General features: G+C 66.9%; 14 protein-coding genes. 13 read left to right on the top strand and 1 reads right to left on the bottom strand.

Going from position 1 to position 18,653, the window contains the following annotated elements; translation table 11 throughout:
- Nucleotide 1 precedes the first annotated feature (1 nt).
- From AC1DK4_RS08965 to AC1DK4_RS08920, 10 genes are all read left to right on the top strand, one after another.
- On the top strand, nt 2-664 hold the full coding sequence (locus tag AC1DK4_RS08965; protein WP_441617999.1) for a PilN domain-containing protein: 663 nt from the start codon (nt 2-4) through the stop codon (nt 662-664).
- A gap of 2 nt (nt 665-666) precedes the next feature.
- On the top strand, nt 667-1,353 hold the full coding sequence (locus AC1DK4_RS08960; protein ID WP_441618001.1) for a type IV pilus inner membrane component PilO: 687 nt from the start codon (nt 667-669) through the stop codon (nt 1,351-1,353).
- Nucleotides 1,353-1,883 (top strand): pilus assembly protein PilP, encoded by a 531-nt coding sequence (locus AC1DK4_RS08955; RefSeq protein WP_441618168.1) that lies wholly within the window; start codon nt 1,353-1,355, stop codon nt 1,881-1,883. The genes AC1DK4_RS08960 and AC1DK4_RS08955 overlap by 1 nt, the downstream gene beginning before the upstream one ends.
- Complete coding sequence (locus tag AC1DK4_RS08950; protein ID WP_441618002.1) at nt 1,880-4,063, top strand: type IV pilus secretin PilQ; 2,184 nt, start codon at nt 1,880-1,882, stop codon at nt 4,061-4,063. Before AC1DK4_RS08955 ends, AC1DK4_RS08950 begins: the two co-directional genes overlap by 4 nt.
- A 267-nt stretch (nt 4,064-4,330) precedes the next feature.
- Nucleotides 4,331-4,942, top strand: a complete 612-nt coding sequence (locus tag AC1DK4_RS08945; RefSeq protein ID WP_441618170.1) for a shikimate kinase — start codon at nt 4,331-4,333, stop codon at nt 4,940-4,942.
- Entirely contained in the window at nt 4,929-6,035 is a 1,107-nt protein-coding gene (gene aroB / locus AC1DK4_RS08940; protein WP_477131482.1) for a 3-dehydroquinate synthase, read from the top strand. The genes AC1DK4_RS08945 and aroB overlap by 14 nt, the downstream gene beginning before the upstream one ends.
- Before the next feature lie 50 nt (nt 6,036-6,085).
- Nucleotides 6,086-7,243, top strand: coding sequence for a deoxyguanosinetriphosphate triphosphohydrolase (locus AC1DK4_RS08935; RefSeq protein WP_477131481.1), 1,158 nt, complete (start codon nt 6,086-6,088; stop codon nt 7,241-7,243).
- A 148-nt stretch (nt 7,244-7,391) separates the two neighbouring features.
- The gene (locus AC1DK4_RS08930) at nt 7,392-8,114 is read left to right on the top strand and encodes a transposase (protein WP_477131480.1); all 723 of its coding nucleotides are present in this window, start codon (nt 7,392-7,394) and stop codon (nt 8,112-8,114) included.
- Between the two features lie 370 nt (nt 8,115-8,484).
- A complete protein-coding gene (locus tag AC1DK4_RS08925; RefSeq protein ID WP_477131479.1) occupies nt 8,485-13,260 on the top strand; it encodes a glutamate synthase-related protein in 4,776 nt (1,591 codons plus the stop codon).
- 135 nt (nt 13,261-13,395) lie between these two features.
- Nucleotides 13,396-14,859: a glutamate synthase subunit beta gene (locus AC1DK4_RS08920; RefSeq protein WP_441618011.1), complete on the top strand. Its 1,464-nt coding sequence runs from the start codon at nt 13,396-13,398 to the stop codon at nt 14,857-14,859.
- Nucleotides 14,860-14,953: 94 nt separating this feature from the next.
- Here AC1DK4_RS08920 and AC1DK4_RS08915 read toward each other — a convergent pair whose 3' ends face one another.
- On the bottom strand, nt 14,954-15,481 hold the full coding sequence (locus tag AC1DK4_RS08915) for a GNAT family N-acetyltransferase (RefSeq protein WP_441618013.1): 528 nt from the start codon (nt 15,479-15,481) through the stop codon (nt 14,954-14,956).
- Nucleotides 15,482-15,840: 359 nt separating this feature from the next.
- Between AC1DK4_RS08915 and AC1DK4_RS08910 the strand changes: the two genes are divergently transcribed.
- The 3 genes from AC1DK4_RS08910 to mlaE all read left to right on the top strand — a co-directional run bounded on the left by AC1DK4_RS08910 (nt 15,841) and on the right by mlaE (nt 18,625).
- Nucleotides 15,841-16,878 (top strand): Bug family tripartite tricarboxylate transporter substrate binding protein, encoded by a 1,038-nt coding sequence (locus AC1DK4_RS08910; RefSeq protein ID WP_441618015.1) that lies wholly within the window; start codon nt 15,841-15,843, stop codon nt 16,876-16,878.
- A 152-nt stretch (nt 16,879-17,030) separates the two neighbouring features.
- Nucleotides 17,031-17,852 (top strand): ABC transporter ATP-binding protein, encoded by an 822-nt coding sequence (locus tag AC1DK4_RS08905; RefSeq protein WP_441618017.1) that lies wholly within the window; start codon nt 17,031-17,033, stop codon nt 17,850-17,852.
- A complete protein-coding gene (mlaE, locus tag AC1DK4_RS08900; RefSeq protein ID WP_441618019.1) occupies nt 17,849-18,625 on the top strand; it encodes a lipid asymmetry maintenance ABC transporter permease subunit MlaE in 777 nt (258 codons plus the stop codon). Before AC1DK4_RS08905 ends, mlaE begins: the two co-directional genes overlap by 4 nt.
- Nucleotides 18,626-18,653 lie beyond the last annotated feature (28 nt).

Below are 18,653 nucleotides of genomic sequence, written 5' to 3'. Positions count from 1 at the left end.
CATGCCTACCAACACGATCCCGACAGTCAACCTGCTGCCGTACCACGAGGCCCGCAAGGCCTCGCGCCGCAAGAAGGTCTACACGCTGCTCGGCTGCGCGGCCGGGGCCGGCGCGCTGGTGGTGCTGCTTGGCGGCCTGTACATCGACAGCCGCGTCGAAGCGGTGGCCGGGCTGAACCAGGTGCTCACCGTCGAGAACAGCCGCCTGGACCTGCAGATCCGCGAAGTCAATTCGCTGCGCAAGGACATCGAAGGACTGCTGCAGCGCCAGAAGGCCATCGAAGGCCTGCAGAACGAACGCAACCGGCCCGTGCAGCTGCTCGAGGAACTGGTGCGCCAGGTGCCCGAGGGCGTCTACCTGACCACCCTCAAGCAGACCGGCGATGCCTTTACCGTGACCGGCATCGCCCAGTCCAACGAGCGCGTGTCGGAGCTGTTGCGCAACTTCAGCCTGGTGGACTGGCTGGACAAGGCCGAGCTGGTCGAATCCAAGGCCGTGATGATGACCAACAACCTGCGCGAGCAACGGCGCCTGTTCGACTTCTCCATGCGCTTTGCCTACCGCGCGCCAGAGACGCCGGATGACGCGAAGGGCGGCAAGAACGGCAAGGCCGGCGCCGCCAGCGGTGTTGCGGCGCAAGGCGCCCAGGGCGGGAAGGGCTGACCATGGCACTCAATTCCGAAATCTCGCTGGCCACGCTGAACGACCTCACCGCGCAGTTCCGCGGCCTCAATCTCAACGAGCCCGAAACCTGGCCGGCCGCGCCGCGTGTGCTGTTCGCGGTCCTGGCGGCGGTGCTGGTGCTGGTGCTGGGCTGGCAGTTCTACCTGAGCGGCAAGCTCGACGAGCTCGATCGCAAGCACGCCGAGCAGGAAAGCCTGAAAGCGTCCTACCAGAGCAAGGTGGGGCAGGTCGCCAACCTGGATGCGCTGCGCAAGCAGAAGGCGGAAGTGGAGCAGCGCGTAGCGCTGGTCGAGCGCCAGCTGCCGAACAAGACCGAGATGGACGCGCTGCTGGCGGACGTCAACCATGCCGGCGTGGCGCGCGGCCTGCAGTTCGAGCTGTTCAAGCCGCAGGCTGCCGTGATGAAGCCCTATTTCGCCGAGATCCCGGTCAACCTGAAGGTCACCGGCCGCTATCACGACGTGGCGCAGTTCAACGCCGACGTGGCCGCGCTGTCTCGCATCGTGTCGATGCAGGGGCTGCAGTTCACCACGGGCAAGGACGGCGGGCTGGCGATGGAGGCCGTTGCCATGGCCTACCGCGCGCTCGATGCCGACGAACAGGCGGCGCAGCGCAAGGCGGAAGCGACCGCGGCAGCGGCCAAGAATGCCGCGGGAGCCAAGAAATGATGCCAGCGATCCAGGCTTCATGCGTGCGCGCCTGCGCCTGTGCGCTGCTGGGTGCCGCGCTGCTGGCGGCGTGCGGGGCCAGCGACGAGGACGGCCTGCGCCAGTGGATGGCACAGGCGCGCGCCGCCAAGGCGCCGCCGCCCGCGCCGCTGCCCGAGCCCAAGCCCTATGTGCCGCGCGATTACGCCGGCCGCAGCGCGCCCGAGCCGTTTGCCCAGAACAAGATCGGCGACCTCAACCGGGTCTTGTCCGAATCGCCGGAGTCCGGCCGGCGGCGAGAGCCGCTGGAGGACTACCCGCTGGAAAACTTCAAGATGCTGGGCGCCATGAAGAAGAGTGGCGACACATATGGCGTCGTGCAGGTAGACAACAAGATCCACCACGTCAAGGTGGGGCAGTATCTCGGCCAGAACTACGGCCGGGTGGTCCGCATCAACGATCAGGAGATCGTGTTGCGCGAATTGGTCCGGGAAGGGGTAGCCGAGTGGAAAGAGAAAATCACCAGCCTGAAGCTGGAGGGGTCGGCATGATCATGGGTCGCTGGTACCGGGCGCTTGCGGGCGCCGCGGTGATGATGCTTGCCTTGGCCGCGCCGGCAGCGATGGCGCAATCGACGACAGGCAACGCGGTCAAGCGCGTGGACGCCACCGCGTTGGGCGAGCAGACCGTCTTCACGGTCGAGATGGCGGGGCCGCTCGCGCAGAAGCCGGCGGATTTCACCACGCAGAACCCGCCCAAGCTTGCCATCGACTTCCTCGATACCGGCTTTGCGCCGGGCCGCGCGCAGTACGACTTCGGCGGCAAGCTGCTCAAGAGCGCCAACGTGGTGCAGATCGGCGACCGCACGCGCGTGGTCCTCGATCTCGCGCGCGTGGCCAGCTACCGCACCGAAGTCCGCGGCAACCAGTTCGTGGTGCTGCTCGACAACGTGGCGCAGAGCTCGCGCCCGGCGGCGCCGACCTTCGCGCCGAGCTCGGCGCAGGCGTCGCAGATGGCCGCCAACCGGCCCACCGTGCGCAATATCGATTTCCGCCGTGGCCCGGACGGCGCGGGCCGCATCGTGGTGGACCTGTCCTCGCGCGATTCCGGCATCAATATCGCGCAGCAGGGCCAGAACGTGGTGGTCGACTTCCTCAACACCGGCATGCCCGACGGCCTGCGCCGGCGCTACGATGTCAGCGATTTCGGCACGCCGGTGCAGGGCATGCGCGCCGGCGACAACAGCGGCAACACGCGCCTGACGATCGAGCCGCGCGGCAACTGGGAATACAGCTCCTACCAGACCGATACGCAGTTCGTGGTCGAGGTACGCCCGGTCAAGGAGGATCCGGCCAAGCTGATCAGCGGCGCGGGCTTCCGCGGCGAACGGCTCTCGCTGAACTTCCAGAACATCGATATCCGCTCGCTGCTGCAGGTGTTCGCCGACTTCACCAACCTCAACATCATCACCAGCGAAAGCGTGCAGGGCAACCTGACGCTGCGCCTGAAGGATGTGCCCTGGGACCAGGCGCTGCAGATCGTGCTGGACGCCAAGGGCCTGGCCTCGCGCCGCAACGGCAATGTGCTGTGGGTGGCACCCAAGGCCGAGCTGGCCACCAAGGAAAAGCTCGAGCTCGAGTCGCAGCAGCAGATCAATGATCTCGAACCGATTCGCAGCCAGGTGTTCCAGCTCAACTACCAGCGCGCGGAGGATGTGCGCCGCATGCTGCTCGGACTGGCCGCTGCTGGCGGTGTGGGTGCCGGTGCAGGTGCCGGAGCCATGTCCAGCATTACCCCGCTTGGTGGCGTGGGTGGCTTGACGACCGGCACGACGCGCATGCTGTCCAAGCGCGGTTCGCTGACGGCYGATCCCCGCACCAACCAGCTGTTCGTGTCGGATATCGCCATCAAGCTCGAAGAAGTGCAGAACTTCCTTGGCAAGATCGACATCCCGGTGCGCCAGGTCATCATCGAGGCGCGCATCGTCGAGGCCAACGACACCTTCAGCCGCAACCTGGGGGTCCGTCTCGGATTTGCGTCCAAGACGAGTGGTTCGGCCGTGGGTAACTCGATTACCAACGTGCTGAGCCCCGTCACGAACCCGATCTCGCAGGCCGGCACCTGGGACAACTCCCCGGCGCTGAGCCTGCCGGCGGCGGCGATCAATGGCGTGAATCCCAGCTCGGTGGCGGTGAGCCTGTTCAGCAACACCGCCGGCCGCTTCCTTGCGCTCGAGCTCTCGGCGCTGGAGGCGGACGGACGGGGCAAGATCATCTCCAGCCCGCGCGTGGTCACCGCCAACAATATCAAGGCGCTGATCGAGCAGGGCACCGAGCTGCCCTACCAGGCGGCCACCTCCAGCGGCGCCACCTCCGTGCAGTTCCGCAAGGCCAACCTGAAGCTGGAAGTGACGCCGCAGATCACGCCCGAAGGCAATGTGCTGCTGGACGTGGACGTCAACAAGGACAGCGTGGGCATCCAGACCACTGCGGGCTTCGCCATCGACACCAAGCACGTGCAGACGCAGGTGCTGGTGGAGAACGGCGGCACGGTGGTGATCGGCGGCATCTACAGCCAGACCGAGACCACCAACGTCAACAAGGTGCCCTTCCTGGGCGACATCCCGATCCTGGGCAATCTGTTCAAGGACAGCGCCAAGGTCAACAACCGCACCGAGCTGCTGGTGTTCCTGACGCCGCGCGTGCTCAACGAGAGCGTCTCGCTGAAATAGGCCCGAACTACGCCGGATACGCCGGATGCAGTAGACTGGCAGGCCGCATCGCTCGCGATGCGGCCTTTTTATTGCCCGGGCTGGCGGGCGCGGGAGCGGGGCAGGTCGAGGGGTGGGCCGCCGCAAGCGCGTTTCCTGCCACTTGCCCGGAATGCTCCGACATAAGAAGATGACGCTGTTTTCCACTGCGGTGGCCGGCCAGAGACCCGGCTTCCGCCCGATACGCCAGTGACAGTCACCCGCCCGAACCTTTTCTTTGTTGGCCTGATGGGTGCCGGCAAGACCACCGTCGGCCGAACCGTGGCCCGGCGCCTGAACTATCCCTTCTTCGATTCGGACCACGAACTCGAGGCGCGTTGCGGCGTGCGGATTCCGATCATCTTCGAGCATGAGGGCGAAGCCGGCTTCCGCGACCGCGAGGCACACATGATCGACGAGCTGAGCCAGCGCAGCGGCATCGTGCTGGCCACCGGCGGCGGCGCGGTGCTGCGCCCGGAGAACCGCGCCCACCTGAAGGCGCGCGGCACCGTGGTCTACCTGCGCGCCAGTCCGCACGACCTGTGGCTGCGCACGCGCCACGACCGCAACCGCCCGCTGCTGCAGACCGCGGACCCCAAGGGCAGGCTCGAAGCGCTCTATGGGGAGCGCGACCCGCTTTACCGCGAGGTGGCGGATTTCATCATCGAAACCGGCAAGCCCTCGGTGGCCCAGCTTGCTAATATGGTGTTGATGCAACTTGAAATGGCCGGTTTCAGCGTGTCCGCGGAAGAGCCCGAGGAGCCCGGGGAGCCGGGCGAACCCGGCGAACCCGGACGGGACGACGGCACGGACGCCGACACACTACCGGTGCAGGACCAGGATCACGATGATCACCCTTGAAGTCGACCTGGGGGAGCGCAGCTACCCCATCCATATCGGTACCGGCCTGCTCGACCAGGCCGAGTTGCTGCGTCCCCACGTGCGTGGGCAGCATGCCGTCATCGTCACCAACGAGACCGTCGGTCCGCTCTACGCGGCGCGGGTCGAGGCCACGCTGGCCGCGCTCGGCAAGACCGTGCGCACGGTGACCCTGCCTGACGGCGAGGCCTTCAAGCACTGGGAAACGCTCAACCTGATCTTCGACGCGCTGCTGACCGCGGGCGCCGACCGCAAGACCACGCTGGTCGCCCTCGGCGGCGGGGTGGTGGGCGACATGACCGGGTTTGCCGCTGCCTGTTATATGCGCGGCGTGCCCTTCGTGCAGATGCCGACCACCTTGCTGGCGCAGGTGGATTCCTCCGTGGGCGGCAAGACCGGCATCAACCACCCGCTGGGCAAGAACATGATCGGCGCCTTTCACCAGCCCAACGCGGTGATTGCCGATATCGACACCTTGCGCACGCTGCCGGAGCGCGAACTGGCCGCCGGCCTGGCCGAGGTGATCAAGCACGGCGCCATCGCGGATGCGGAGTATTTCGGCTGGATCGAGCGCAATATCCGCGCGCTCAATGCCTGCGACCCGGACACGATGGCATTGGCCGTGCAGCGCTCGTGCGAGATCAAGGCCGCCGTGGTGGCCCAGGACGAGCGCGAGGGCGGCCTGCGCGCCATCCTCAATTTCGGCCACACCTTCGGCCATGCCATCGAGGCGGGCATGGGCTACGGCGAGTGGCTGCACGGCGAAGCCGTGGGCTGCGGCATGGTGATGGCGGCAGACCTGTCGCACCGGCTCGGCTTCATCGATATCGAGACGCGTGCGCGCCTGGTGCAGCTCACGCGTGCGGCCATGCTGCCGGTGGTGGCCCCGGAGCTCGGCACGGACCGCTACATCGAACTGATGAAAGTGGACAAGAAGGCGGAAGCMGGCAGCGTCAAGTTCATCCTGCTSARGAAGCTKGGCGAAGCCTTCATCACCACCGTTCCGGATTCCGACCTGCGCGCCACGCTGCAGCACGCGGTGCTCAGGCCTCCTACCGAGGCGCCGGTCGCCTGACGCGATCGGTTGTGCCTCGCAACCCCGGCCGGCGCGCACGCTCTGGCCGGATGCCGACCGGATGCCGCATGACCGACCTCGAAAGCCATCTCGCCCCYTAYGCTGCCCGCTCCGCSCASWCGCGCGGACGSGTGCACGCCGAACCGCCGTCGTCSTCGCGCAGCGAATTCCAGCGCGACCGCGACCGGGTCATTCACAGCACGGCCTTTCGCCGGCTGGAGTACAAGACCCAGGTATTCGTCAATCACGAGGGTGATCTGTTCCGCACCCGGCTCACGCATAGCCTCGAAGTGGCGCAGATTGCCCGCTCGATCGCCCGCAACCTGCGGCTSAACGAGGAYCTGGTCGARGCCATYTCGCTGGCSCACGACCTCGGCCACACGCCCTTCGGCCACGCCGGGCAGGATGCGCTGAACACTTGCATGAAGAATCACGGCGGCTTCGAGCACAACCTGCAGAGCCTGCTGGTGGTGGACGAGCTGGAAGAGCGCTATGGCGGCTTCGACGGTCTCAACCTGACCTTCGAGACGCGCGAAGGTGTGCTCAAGCATTGCTCGCGCGTCAATGCGTCGGCGCTGGGCGAGCTGGGCCGGCGCTTCATGGAGGGCACGCAGCCGTCGCTGGAAGCCCAGCTGGCCAACCTGGCCGACGAGATCGCCTACAACAACCACGATATCGACGACGGCCTGCGCTCCGGCCTGCTCACGCTCGAACAGATGGACGAGGTGCCGATGTGGGCCCGCCACCGCGCCGAGGCGATGGCCGCGTTCCCCGGCATCAATGGCCGGCGCGCCATCAACGAGACCGTCCGGCGCATGATCAATACCCTGATCGTCGACCTGATCGAGACCACCAGCCACAATATCGCCGCGGCCAACCCGCGCAATATCGACGCGGTGCGCGCTGCCGGCCCGCTGGTCGCCTTCAGCGCCGCGGTACGCGAGGAGGCCGCGACACTCAAGCGTTTCCTGTTCCGCCATCTGTACCGGCACTACCTGGTGATGCGCATGTCGGCCAAGGCGCAGCGCATCATCACCGACCTGTTCGACGTGTTCATGGCGGATGCGCGCCTGCTGCCGCCGCAATACCAGGCCGGGCAAGGCCGCGACCAGTCTCGCCTGATATCGCATTACATCGCCGGCATGACCGACCGCTACGCGATCCGCGAGCATCGCCGCATCTTCGCGGTCCACGAGGGCGCCGGCTGAGCCAGCCTGGCCAGGGCGCGCCGTCGGGGCGGCAGCCCCACCAATGAAATGGGGACGGATCAAGCTGCGTCTGGGCTATCATCGGGTTTTTGCGCCCCCCCCGGCGACTGGTCCGGCAGGGCGTCCGCTTCGAATCCCGCCCCCGATCATGGCCCGACTCCCTCGTTTTTCGCCCGCAGGCCTGCCGGCCCTCGTGTTGCAACGCGGCAACAACCGCCAGCCGGTTTTTCTCTGTCCCGACGATTACCTGCACTACCTGGATTGCCTGCGCATGGCGGCGCGCGAACACGATCTCGCCATCCATGCCTATGCCCTGCGGCCCAACCACGTGCACCTGGTGGCCACCCCGCGTCATGCCGACTCGCTGAGCCTGACCATGCAGGCGGTCGGGCGCCGCTATGCCCGCTATTTCAACCGCGCCGCCGGCCGCACCGGCACCCTCTGGGATGGCCGCTTCCGCTCGGCGGTGTTCGATCCCGCCGCCTGGATGCTGCAGGCGATGCTGTACGTGGAAGGCAATGCGGTACGCGCGGGCKACGTGGTCGCGCCGGATGGCGATCGCTGGAGCAGCTACCGCCATCACGCCGGCATCGAGGCCAGTCCTTTGGTAAGCGATCACTCCGCATACTGGGCTCTCGGCAATACACCGTTCGAGCGCCAGTCGAACTATCGCACGGTGGCAGCCGAGGGCTTGTCTTCGATGACGCTGGCGACGCTGCGCAGCCACGCCCACAGCGGCTGGCCGCTTGGTGACGCGGCTTTCCTGGCACAACTGGAGCGCCAGGGCAGCCGGCGCGTGCAACCGCTGCCGAAGGGCCGGCCCGCCGGTCGTGGCGCCGGGGGTGGGGAGGCCGAACCCGGGTCTGCGTAAGCGCGGACACCCGCTGCGCAGGGCAAGGGGCGATCGCCTCACAAAACGCCTTGCGGTGCACCAAAAAATAACCTGTCCCCAAATAATCACCATCCCCGTTGTGGTGCGGGATTAATTATGATCTGACCCCGTTTATTTTTTTTGCGGGACTGGGACGATTCTTTTATAGTTGCTCCACCCACATTCATTGTGCGGCGCGTCACGCTTGCGTACGCCGCTGCGGCCCCGCTTGTCCTCTCGTCATCCCGCTCCCGGTTCCGGCCGGCCCAGGTGGCAGAGTGCGGTCCCCGTTCCGGCCTGCCTTGCTGGCTGCGCAGCCCTCACCGGAATCAAGCCAGTGGACCAATCGCAATCCCAACCGAAGCAAACGATGGCGCAGGCCGCAGAGTCTGCCGTCGCCGCGCACGCGCCCACCTCGCTTCCGCAAGCCCAGGGCATGTACGACCCCGCCAATGAAAAAGACGCATGCGGCGTCGGCATGGTCGCCCATATCAAGGGCAAGAAGAGCCACGAGATTGTCCAGCAAGGCCTGAAGATCCTGGAAAACCTGGACCACCGCGGCGCGGTCGGCGCCGATGCGCTGATGGGCGACGGTGCCGGCATCCTGATCCAGGTCCCCGACCAGTTCTACCGCGAAGAGATGGCCAAGCAGGGCGTGACCCTGCCGCCGTCGGGCGAGTACGGCGTGGGCATGATCTTCCTGCCGAAGGAACACGCTTCGCGCCTGGCCTGCGAGCAGGAGCTCGAGCGCACCGTGCGCCTGGAAGGCCAGGTCGTGCTCGGCTGGCGCGATGTGCCGGTGGATTGCAATATGCCGATGTCGCCGACCGTGCGCACCACGGAACCGGTGATCCGCCAGATCTTCATCGGGCGCGGCCGCGACATCATGACCACGGACGCGCTGGAACGTAAGCTCTACGTGATCCGCAAGACCGCCAGCCACGCCATCCAGGCGCTCAAGCTCAAGCACGGCAAGGAATACTTCGTGCCGTCGATGTCGGCGCGCACGGTGGTGTACAAGGGCCTGCTGCTGGCCAACCAGGTCGGCGAGTACTACCTCGACCTGCAGGACCCGCGCGCCGTCTCGGCCCTGGCCCTGGTGCACCAGCGCTTCTCCACCAACACCTTCCCGGCCTGGGAACTGGCCCACCCCTACCGCATGGTCGCCCACAACGGCGAAATCAACACGGTCAAGGGCAACGTCAACTGGGTCAACGCGCGAACCGGCGCGATCTCGTCGCCGGTGCTGGGCGACGACCTGCCCAAGCTGTGGCCGCTGATCTATCCCGGCCAGTCGGACACCGCTTCGTTCGACAACTGCCTCGAACTGCTGACGATGGCGGGCTACCCGCTCGTCCACGCGATGATGATGATGATCCCGGAAGCCTGGGAACAGCACACGCTGATGGACGACAACCGCCGCGCGTTCTACGAATACCACGCCGCCATGATGGAGCCGTGGGACGGCCCCGCCGCGATCTGCTTCACCGACGRCCGCCAGATCGGCGCCACGCTGGACCGCAACGGCCTGCGCCCGGCACGTTTCTACGTGACCGAGGACGACGTCGTGGTGCTGGCTTCGGAAGCCGGCGTGCTGCCGTTCCCCGAGTCGCGCATCGTGCAGAAATGGCGCCTGCAGCCGGGCAAGATGTTCCTGATCGACATGGAGCAGGGCCGCATCATCGACGACAAGGAGCTCAAGGACAACCTGGCCAACGCCAAGCCCTACAAGAGCTGGATCGACGCCGTGCGCATCAAGCTCGACGAGCTCGACGCCAAGCCCGAGGACGTGGCCGCCGAGAAGAAGCCCGACGCGCGCCTGCTGGACCGCCAGCAAGCCTTCGGCTACACGCAGGAAGACGTCAAGTTCCTGATGGCGCCGATGGCGCTGTCCGGCGAGGAAGCCACCGGCTCGATGGGCAACGACAGCCCGCTGGCCGTGCTCTCGTCCAAGAACAAGACGCTGTACCACTACTTCAAGCAGCTGTTCGCCCAGGTCACCAACCCGCCGATCGACCCGATCCGCGAGAACATGGTGATGTCGCTGGTGTCGTTCATCGGCCCGAAGCCGAACCTGCTCGAACTCAACAACATCAACCCGCCGATGCGCCTCGAAGTGTCCCAGCCCGTGCTGGACTTCAAGGACATCGCCAAGATCCGCAACATCGAGCACTACACCGGCGGCAAGTTCCGTACGTATGAACTGAACATCTGCTATCCGCAGGCATGGGGCAAGGAAGGCATCGAAGCCCGCCTGGCCTCGCTGTGCGCGGAAGCCGTGGATGCCGTGCGTTCGGGCTACAACATCCTGATCGTGTCGGACCGCCGCGTCGATGCGGAGCACGTGGCCATCCCCGCGCTGCTGGCGACCTCGGCCATCCACCACCACCTGGTGGAGAAGGGCCTGCGCACCTCGGCCGGCCTGGTGGTGGAAACCGGCACCGCGCGCGAAGTGCATCACTTCGCCCTGCTGGCCGGCTACGGCGCCGAAGCCGTGCACCCGTACCTGGCGATGGAGACGCTGGCCGACATGGCGCAAGGCCTGTCCGGCGACCTCTCGCCCGAGAAGGCGGTCAAGAACTTCGTCAAGGCGATCGGCAAGGGCCTGCAGAAGGTGATGTCCAAGATGGGCATCTCCACCTACATGTCGTACACCGGCGCGCAGATCTTCGAAGCCATCGGCCTGTCGCGCGAACTCGTGCAGAAGTACTTCCACGGCACCGCGTCGAACGTCGAAGGCATCGGCATCTTCGAAGTGGCCGAGGAAGCGCTGCGCCTGCACCAGGACGCCTTCGGCGACAACCCGGTGCTGGACACCATGCTCGAGACCGGCGGCGAGTACGCCTACCGCATCCGCGGCGAAGAGCATATGTGGACCCCGGATTCGGTGGCCAAGCTGCAGCACGCGGTGCGTGCCGACGACGGCCGCGGCGCGTACCAGACGTACAAGGAATACGCCAACATCATCAACGACCAGAGCCGTCGCCACATGACGCTGCGCGGCCTGTTCGAGTTCAAGGTCGATCCGACCCGCGCGATTCCGCTCGAGGAAGTGGAACCCGCCAAGGAAATCGTCAAGCGCTTCGCCACCGGCGCCATGTCGCTGGGCTCGATCTCCACCGAAGCCCACGCCACGCTGGCCGTCGCGATGAACCGCATCGGCGGCAAGTCCAACACCGGCGAAGGCGGCGAGGACGAGAAGCGCTACCGCAACGAACTGCGCGGCATCCCCATCAAGCAGGGCGATACGATGCAGTCGCTGCTGGGACCGGAAGCCGTGGTGCGCGACCTGGAACTGCAGGCGGGCGATTCGCTGCGCTCGAAGATCAAGCAGGTCGCCTCGGGCCGTTTCGGCGTGACCGCCGAATACCTGGCTTCGGCCGACCAGATCCAGATCAAGATGGCGCAGGGCGCCAAGCCCGGCGAAGGCGGCCAGCTGCCTGGCCACAAGGTCTCGGACTACATCGGCAAGCTGCGTTACTCGGTGCCGGGCGTCGGCCTGATCTCGCCGCCGCCGCACCATGACATCTACTCGATCGAGGATCTGGCACAGCTGATCCACGACCTGAAGAACGTCAACCCGGCGTCCGACATCTCGGTCAAGCTCGTGTCCGAAGTGGGCGTGGGCACCGTCGCTGCCGGCGTGGCCAAGGCCAAGGCCGACCACGTGGTGATCGCCGGTCATGACGGCGGCACCGGCGCCTCGCCGCTGTCGTCGATCAAGCATGCCGGCACGCCGTGGGAACTCGGCCTGGCCGAAACCCAGCAGACCCTGATGCTCAATGGCCTGCGCAACCGCATCCGCGTGCAGGCCGACGGCCAGATGAAGACCGGCCGCGACGTGGTGATCGGCGCGCTGCTGGGCGCCGACGAGTTCGGCTTCGCCACCGCGCCGCTGGTGGCCGAAGGCTGCATCATGATGCGCAAGTGCCACCTGAACACCTGCCCGGTGGGCGTGGCCACGCAGGATCCGGCGCTGCGCAAGAAATTCCAGGGCAAGCCCGAGCACGTGGTGAACTTCTTCTTCTTCATCGCCGAAGAAGCCCGCGAGATCATGGCGCAACTGGGCATCCGCACCTTCGACGAGCTGATCGGCCGCGCCGACCTGCTCGACACCAAGCCCGGCATCGAACACTGGAAGGCACGCGGCCTCGACTTCGCCCGCGTGTTCTACCAGGCGCCGTTCCCCGCCGAGCTGCCGCGCTTCCACACCGACAGCCAGGACCACGGCCTGTCGCTCGAGGCCGGCAAGGCGCTGGACCACGTGCTGATCGCCAAGGCGCGCCCGGCCATCGACAAGGGTGAGCGCGTGTCGTTCATCCAGCCGGTGAAGAACGTCAACCGTACCGTCGGCGCGATGCTGTCGGGCGTGGTGGCCAAGCAGTACGGCCATGAAGGCCTGCCCGACGACACCATCCACATCCAGCTGCAAGGCACCGCCGGCCAGTCCTTCGGCGCCTTCCTCGCGCACGGCGTGACGCTGGACCTGGTGGGCGACGGCAACGACTACGTGGGCAAGGGCCTGTCGGGCGGCCGCGTGATCGTGCGCGCTCCGCACGAGTTCCGCGGCGACCCCACCCGCAACATCATCGTGGGCAATACGGTGCTGTACGGCGCCATCGCCGGCGAAGCGTTCTTCAACGGCGTGGCCGGCGAGCGCTTCGCGGTGCGCAACTCGGGTGCCGCCGCCGTGGTGGAAGGCACCGGCGACCATGGCTGCGAATACATGACCGGCGGCACCGTGGTGGTACTGGGCGGCACCGGGCGCAACTTCGCGGCCGGCATGTCGGGCGGCGTGGCCTACGTCTACGACGAGGACGGCCTGTTCGACAAGCGCTGCAACACCTCGATGGTCGCGCTCGAAGCCGTGCTGGCCTCCGCGGACCAGGAGAAGGGCCAGTCGCCCGCTTCCTGGCACAAGGTCGGCGGCAAGCGCCAGCTCGACGAGGCCATCCTCAAGGGCCTGATCGAGCAGCACTTCCGCTTCACCGGCTCGGAACGCGCCAAGGAACTGCTGGCCGACTGGACCACGACGCGCCGCAAGTTCGTGAAGGTCTTCCCGACCGAGTACAAGCGCGCCCTGGGCGAGATGTACGCGAAGGAACAGGAAGCCCGCGACAGCGACCGCGAAGCCATCGCGGCCTGAGCTAGACAGGCGGGGCCCGCGGGCCCGACCAAGCATGGGCGGCGGCGCTCTCTGCGCCGCCGGCTCACAAGATACTGACCTCACAGCGGGGCCGGCGCATGCGCCGGTGCCGCGCAGCAAGACCAAGGACGCAACATGGGTAAGGCGACTGGCTTTCTCGAATTTCCGCGCCAGAACGAAGGTTACGAGCCCGTAACCAAGCGCGTGAAGCACTACAAGGAATTCGTCTTCGCGCTGTCCGACAGCGAAGCGAAGATCCAGGGCGCGCGCTGCATGGACTGCGGCATCCCGTTCTGCAATAACGGCTGCCCGGTCAACAACATCATTCCTGACTTCAACGACCTGGTGTACCGCCAGGACTGGAAGTCGGCGATCGAAGTGCTGCACCAGACCAACAACTTCCCCGAGTTCACCGGCCGCATCTGCCCGGCACCGTGCGAAGCGGCCTGCACGCTGGGCATCAACGAACTGCCGGTCGGCATCAAGTCGATCGAGCACGCGATCATCGACAAGGCCTGGGAAGAAGGCTGGGTCGCGCCGCAGGCGCCCAGGCACAAGACCGGCAAGACCGTGGCCGTGGTCGGCTCCGGCCCCGCCGGCATGGCTGCCGCCCAGCAACTGGCGCGCGCCGGCCACGACGTGACCGTGTTCGAGAAGAACGACCGCATCGGCGGCCTGCTGCGCTACGGCATCCCCGACTTCAAGATGGAGAAGACGCTGATCGACCGCCGCATCGAGCAGATGCAGGCCGAAGGCGTGACCTTCCGCGCCGGCGTGATGGTGACCGACGGCGAACTGCCGGCCGGCATCCTGAACTACGCGCGTGAAACCATTTCGGCGCAGGCGCTGCAGGACCAGTTCGACGCTGTCGTGCTGGCCGGCGGCTCGGAAGTGCCGCGCGACCTGCCGGTGCCGGGCCGCGACCTGGACGGCATCCACTACGCGCTCGAATTCCTGATCCCGCAGAACAAGGAAGTCGCCGGTGACGCGCCCAACCCGATGCGCGCCGACGGCAAGCACGTGATCGTGATCGGCGGCGGCGATACGGGTTCGGACTGCGTCGGCACCTCGAACCGCCACGGCGCCGAATCGATCATCCAGTTCGAGCTGCTGCCGCAGCCGCCGGAAGAAGAGAACAAGCCGCTGGTGTGGCCGTACTGGCCGATCAAGCTGCGCACCTCGTCGTCGCACGACGAAGGGTGCGAGCGTGACTGGTCGGTGGCGACCAAGGAATTCGTCGGCGAGAATGGCAAGATCACCGCGCTGAAGGCCTGCCGCGTCGAGTGGAAGGACGGCAAGATGCAGGAAGTGCCCGGCAGCGAGTTCATCCTCAAGGCCGACCTCGTCCTGCTGGCGATGGGCTTCACCAACCCGGTGGGTTCGCTGCTCTCCGCCTTCGGCGTGGACACCGACGCACGCAAGAACGCCCGCGCTTCGACCGAAGGCGAGCGCGCCTACCACACCAACGTGGCGAAGGTGTTCGCCGCCGGCGACGTGCGCCGTGGCCAGTCGCTGGTGGTGTGGGCCATCCGCGAAGGCCGCCAGGCTGCGCGCTCGGTGGATGCGTTCCTGATGGGACACTCCGAACTGCCGCGCTGAGTCCGCGAAGGCTCTGACGCGCCGGCTGGCAGCCGGCAACAACCCGCCCCGCGCAAGCCGGGCGGGTTTTTTATGTGCTGGGCCGGCCCGGCGGTCAGCGGGGCGGCAGCGTGCAGCCCATCAATACCGCGTCGTCGCCATAGGCGGCCAGTTTGGCGGACAGCGCGGCGCTCGCCGGTGCCAGTTGCCGGTAGCCGAGTCGCGCCCACCAGGCAGCGGCCGATTGCACGGCCACCAGCCGCGAAGAGCGCAGTCCGGCATCGAGCGCCGCAGCGCGTGCCGCCTGGTAGAGCCGCTGCGCCAGGCCGTGTCCCTGGCCCGCCGGCGCCACCGCCATGTCGTGCACGAACCAGGTCAGTCCGCCGTCTTCCCAGTGCCTTGCCAGCATGCCGTCCAGCGGCGGCAGGCTGTCCTGCGGCCACGCATGCGTCAACAGGTAGGCGGCCGGCGCTTCCTGCCGGTCCGCTGACGCCGCCACCCAGCACGTGGCCGGCGACAGTGCCAGCCGGCTGGCCAGTGCCGCGCGGGATTCGTGCAACGCGCCGCGATAGCACAGCGCCTGGATTTCCAGCACCGCGGGCAGGTCGGCGGCCCTCATCGGCCGCAGGATCATTTCGTTCATGGCGGGCGATTATAGACGGCGTCCCTGCCCGGATTCCCGCTGACGGCGCGGGTCCGCGGGACGCGCACAGGGTTGTCCCGGCTATGGTTAACGTGGTCTGTGCGGCCCAGGGCATTGTTCGTAGAATGAACCGAACAATTAGAACAAAGACTGCCTCGCTCATCCCCTTTTCAGCCGACCCATATGTCACCGGCAACGCCCGTGGCTCGGAGGAATTGATGTCCGAAGTGCGCATTTTTCCGCGGCTTTGGCGAGGTAAGGCGAAGTTGCTTCACCCCGCCGCATGGCCGGCCTGTCTGCAGCACCTCCGGCACAGCTTGCGCGCCGGGGCCGCTGTGCCCTCTTTGCCGGCGCGGCGCGTGCCGGCCCTGCAGCGCTTCGCCGCGCGCGTCCTGGCGCTTTGCCTGGGCGGGCTGTTGTCCGGCGCCGCCGGCCTCTGCCTGGCGCGGCCGGCAGTCCCGCCGCCGTCCGCCACGCCCGCTGCCTTCACCCGACCGATCTCCTTTCCCGTGCGCCCGGTGCGCCTGGTCGTGCCGTTCCCGGCGGGCGGCGTGCCGGACGCCGTGGCGCGCATGCTGGCCGAGCGGCTGTCGGTGCGCCTGGGCGTGCCGGTCGATGTCGACAACCGGCCCGGCGCTGGCGGCACCACGGCCGGCGACCTGGTCGCCAAGGCCAGTTCCGATGGCCATACATTGTTGTTCCACCAGGCCACCATGCTGATCCAGCCGGGCCTGGAGCCGGTGCCCTACGATGTGGTGCGCGATTTCACCCCGGTCGCGCGGGTGGCCACCATGCCGTTGTTCCTGGTGATCGACGCGCGCCTGCCGATGCGCACGGCGCAGCAGTGGCTGAGCGCGGTCAAGGCCAGCCCCGCGTCCTATAGCTACGGCTCCGGGCAGGCCGGCAGCCCTTCCCACCTGTACGCGGAATACGCCGTGCACGGCGTGCCGAACGGCGTGCCGCTGGTGACGGCCAAGGGGGAGGGCGCGGTGGTGCAGGAAATGCTGGCTGGCCGCGTCAGTGCCTGTTTCTGCTCTTTTGCCGCCGTGCAAGCCCATATCCGGAATGGCAACCTGCGCCTGCTGGGCGTGACGGGCATGGCGCGCTCGCAACTGGCGCCGGCCGTGCCCACGTTGCAGGAGTCCGGCCTCGATGGCTATGGCGCCGGGGCCTGGTTCGGCGTGATGGCGCCGGCCAAGACGCCGCACGCCATCGTCGCGCGACTCGCCGACGAACTGGACGCCGTGATGGCCGAGCGCGAGGTCCGGGACCGCCTGCTGGCGGCGGGGCTGACCCCGTTGCGGGATTCGCCGGAAGCGTTTGCCACCGCCATCCGTTCGGAGTCGATCCAGTGGCAGGTGATCCTGCGGCAGGCGGGCGGACCGACGGAGCCCTAGATCGTCCCGTCGAAAGTGTCTCGAACATTGCTTTAACCGCAAAAAGTGATGAAACAATTATTTGCGGTCAATGGATGTGGATTGCGCCACACCGGCCCGGGCAGTGCTAGGTAGTAGCCCTTATAATGGCGGACTGCCAAAACGGTGCAAACGTGACCGAATCCGCCTCAAACCTCGTCGAGATCAACGCTGTCGACTTCGCCTATGCGGCGGGCGGCACGCCTATTCTGTCGGGCCTCAGCATGCGCTTCCCGCGCGGCAAGGTAGTGGCCGTGATGGGCGGCTCCGGCTGCGGCAAGACCACCGTGATGCGCCTGATCGGCGGCCAGGTGCGGCCCCAGAAGGGTGAAATCCTCTTCAACGGTGCCAATATCCCCGCGCTTGACCGCAACGGCCTGTACGCGGTGCGCCGCCAGATGGGCATGCTGTTTCAGTTCGGCGCGTTGTTCACCGATCTGACGGTATTCGACAACGTTGCCTTCCCTTTGCGCGAACATACCGACCTGCCCGAGTCGATGATCCGCGACCTTGTGCTCATGAAGCTCAACGCGGTCGGCCTGCGCGGCGCGCGCGACCTGATGCCCTCCGAGATCTCCGGCGGCATGGCGCGCCGGGTGGCGCTGGCGCGAGCGATCGCGCTCGATCCCGCCCTGTTGATGTACGACGAGCCCTTCGCCGGGCTCGACCCGATCTCGCTGGGCCTGACGGCACGCCTGATCCGCAGCCTGAACGACGCGCTCGGCGCCACCAGCATCATCGTCTCGCACGACGTCAACGAGACCTTCCAGATCGCGGACTACGTCTATTTCATCGCCAACGGCCGCATCGCCGCCGAAGGCGAGCCGGACGCGCTGCGCGCCTCGACCGATCCCTTCGTGCACCAGTTCGTCCATGCCGAGGCCGACGGCCCGGTGCCGTTCCACTATCCCGGGCCTTCGCTGGCCGATGACTTCACCAGCGGGGCCGCCCGATGATGGGATTCTTCACGAATATCGGCGCCGCCGTGCGGAAGTCCGTGGGCGGGCTGGGCCACGCCACGCGCATGTTCTTCACGGTGCTGGCCATGTCGCCGGCGCTGCTGCGGCGCTTTCGCCTGGTGAGCGACCAGATCTTTTTCGTCGGCAACCTGTCGCTGGTGATCATTGCCGTATCGGGGCTGTTTGTCGGTTTCGTACTGGGTTTGCAGGGCTACTACACGCTCAACCGCTACGGCTCCGAGCAGGCGCTCGGGCTGCTGGTGGCGTTGTCGCTGGTGCGCGAACTGGGGCCGGTGGTGACCGCGTTGCTGTTCGCCGGGCGCGCCGGCACTTCGCTGACTGCCGAAATCGGCTTGATGAAGGCCGGCGAACAACTCACCGCGATGGAGATGATGGCGGTGAATCCGCTCCAGCGCGTCATCGCGCCGCGCTTCTGGGCCGGCGTGGTGGCCATGCCGGTACTGGCCGCGATTTTCAGCGCGGTGGGCATCCTGGGCGGCTATGTGGTCGGCGTGCAGATGATCGGCGTGGATGCCGGCGCGTTCTGGTCGCAGATGCAGGGCGGCGTGGATGTGCGTGCCGATGTGCTCAATGGTGTGATCAAGAGCTTCATTTTTGGCATCGCGGTGACGTTTATAGCGTTGTACCAGGGCTACGAGGCCAAGCCCACGCCGGAAGGCGTGTCGCGCGCCACCACGCGTACCGTGGTGATTGCCTCGCTGGCCGTGCTGGCACTGGATTTCCTGCTGACCGCGCTGATGTTCAGCTGAGCCGCCACGGCCATTGCCGAGGGCGCTG

It is taken from the genome of Cupriavidus sp. 05N38, from assembly GCF_056397345.1.
Note: the sequence above shows the minus strand (reverse complement) of the source record. Positions and strands in the feature narration are given on the sequence as shown.

Excerpts from the sequence above, each read along its gene's own strand:
- AC1DK4_RS08965 (WP_441617999.1), top strand. The coding sequence starts at position 2 with ATGCCTACCAACACGATCCCGACAGTCAACCTGCTGCCGTACCACGAG.
- AC1DK4_RS08960 (WP_441618001.1), top strand. The coding sequence starts at position 667 with ATGGCACTCAATTCCGAAATCTCGCTGGCCACGCTGAACGACCTCACC.
- AC1DK4_RS08955 (WP_441618168.1), top strand. The coding sequence starts at position 1,353 with ATGCCAGCGATCCAGGCTTCATGCGTGCGCGCCTGCGCCTGTGCGCTG.
- AC1DK4_RS08945 (WP_441618170.1), top strand. The coding sequence starts at position 4,331 with ATGGGTGCCGGCAAGACCACCGTCGGCCGAACCGTGGCCCGGCGCCTG.
- AC1DK4_RS08920 (WP_441618011.1), top strand. The coding sequence starts at position 13,396 with ATGGGTAAGGCGACTGGCTTTCTCGAATTTCCGCGCCAGAACGAAGGT.
- AC1DK4_RS08915 (WP_441618013.1), bottom strand. The coding sequence starts at position 15,481 with ATGAACGAAATGATCCTGCGGCCGATGAGGGCCGCCGACCTGCCCGCG.
- mlaE (WP_441618019.1), top strand. The coding sequence starts at position 17,849 with ATGATGGGATTCTTCACGAATATCGGCGCCGCCGTGCGGAAGTCCGTG.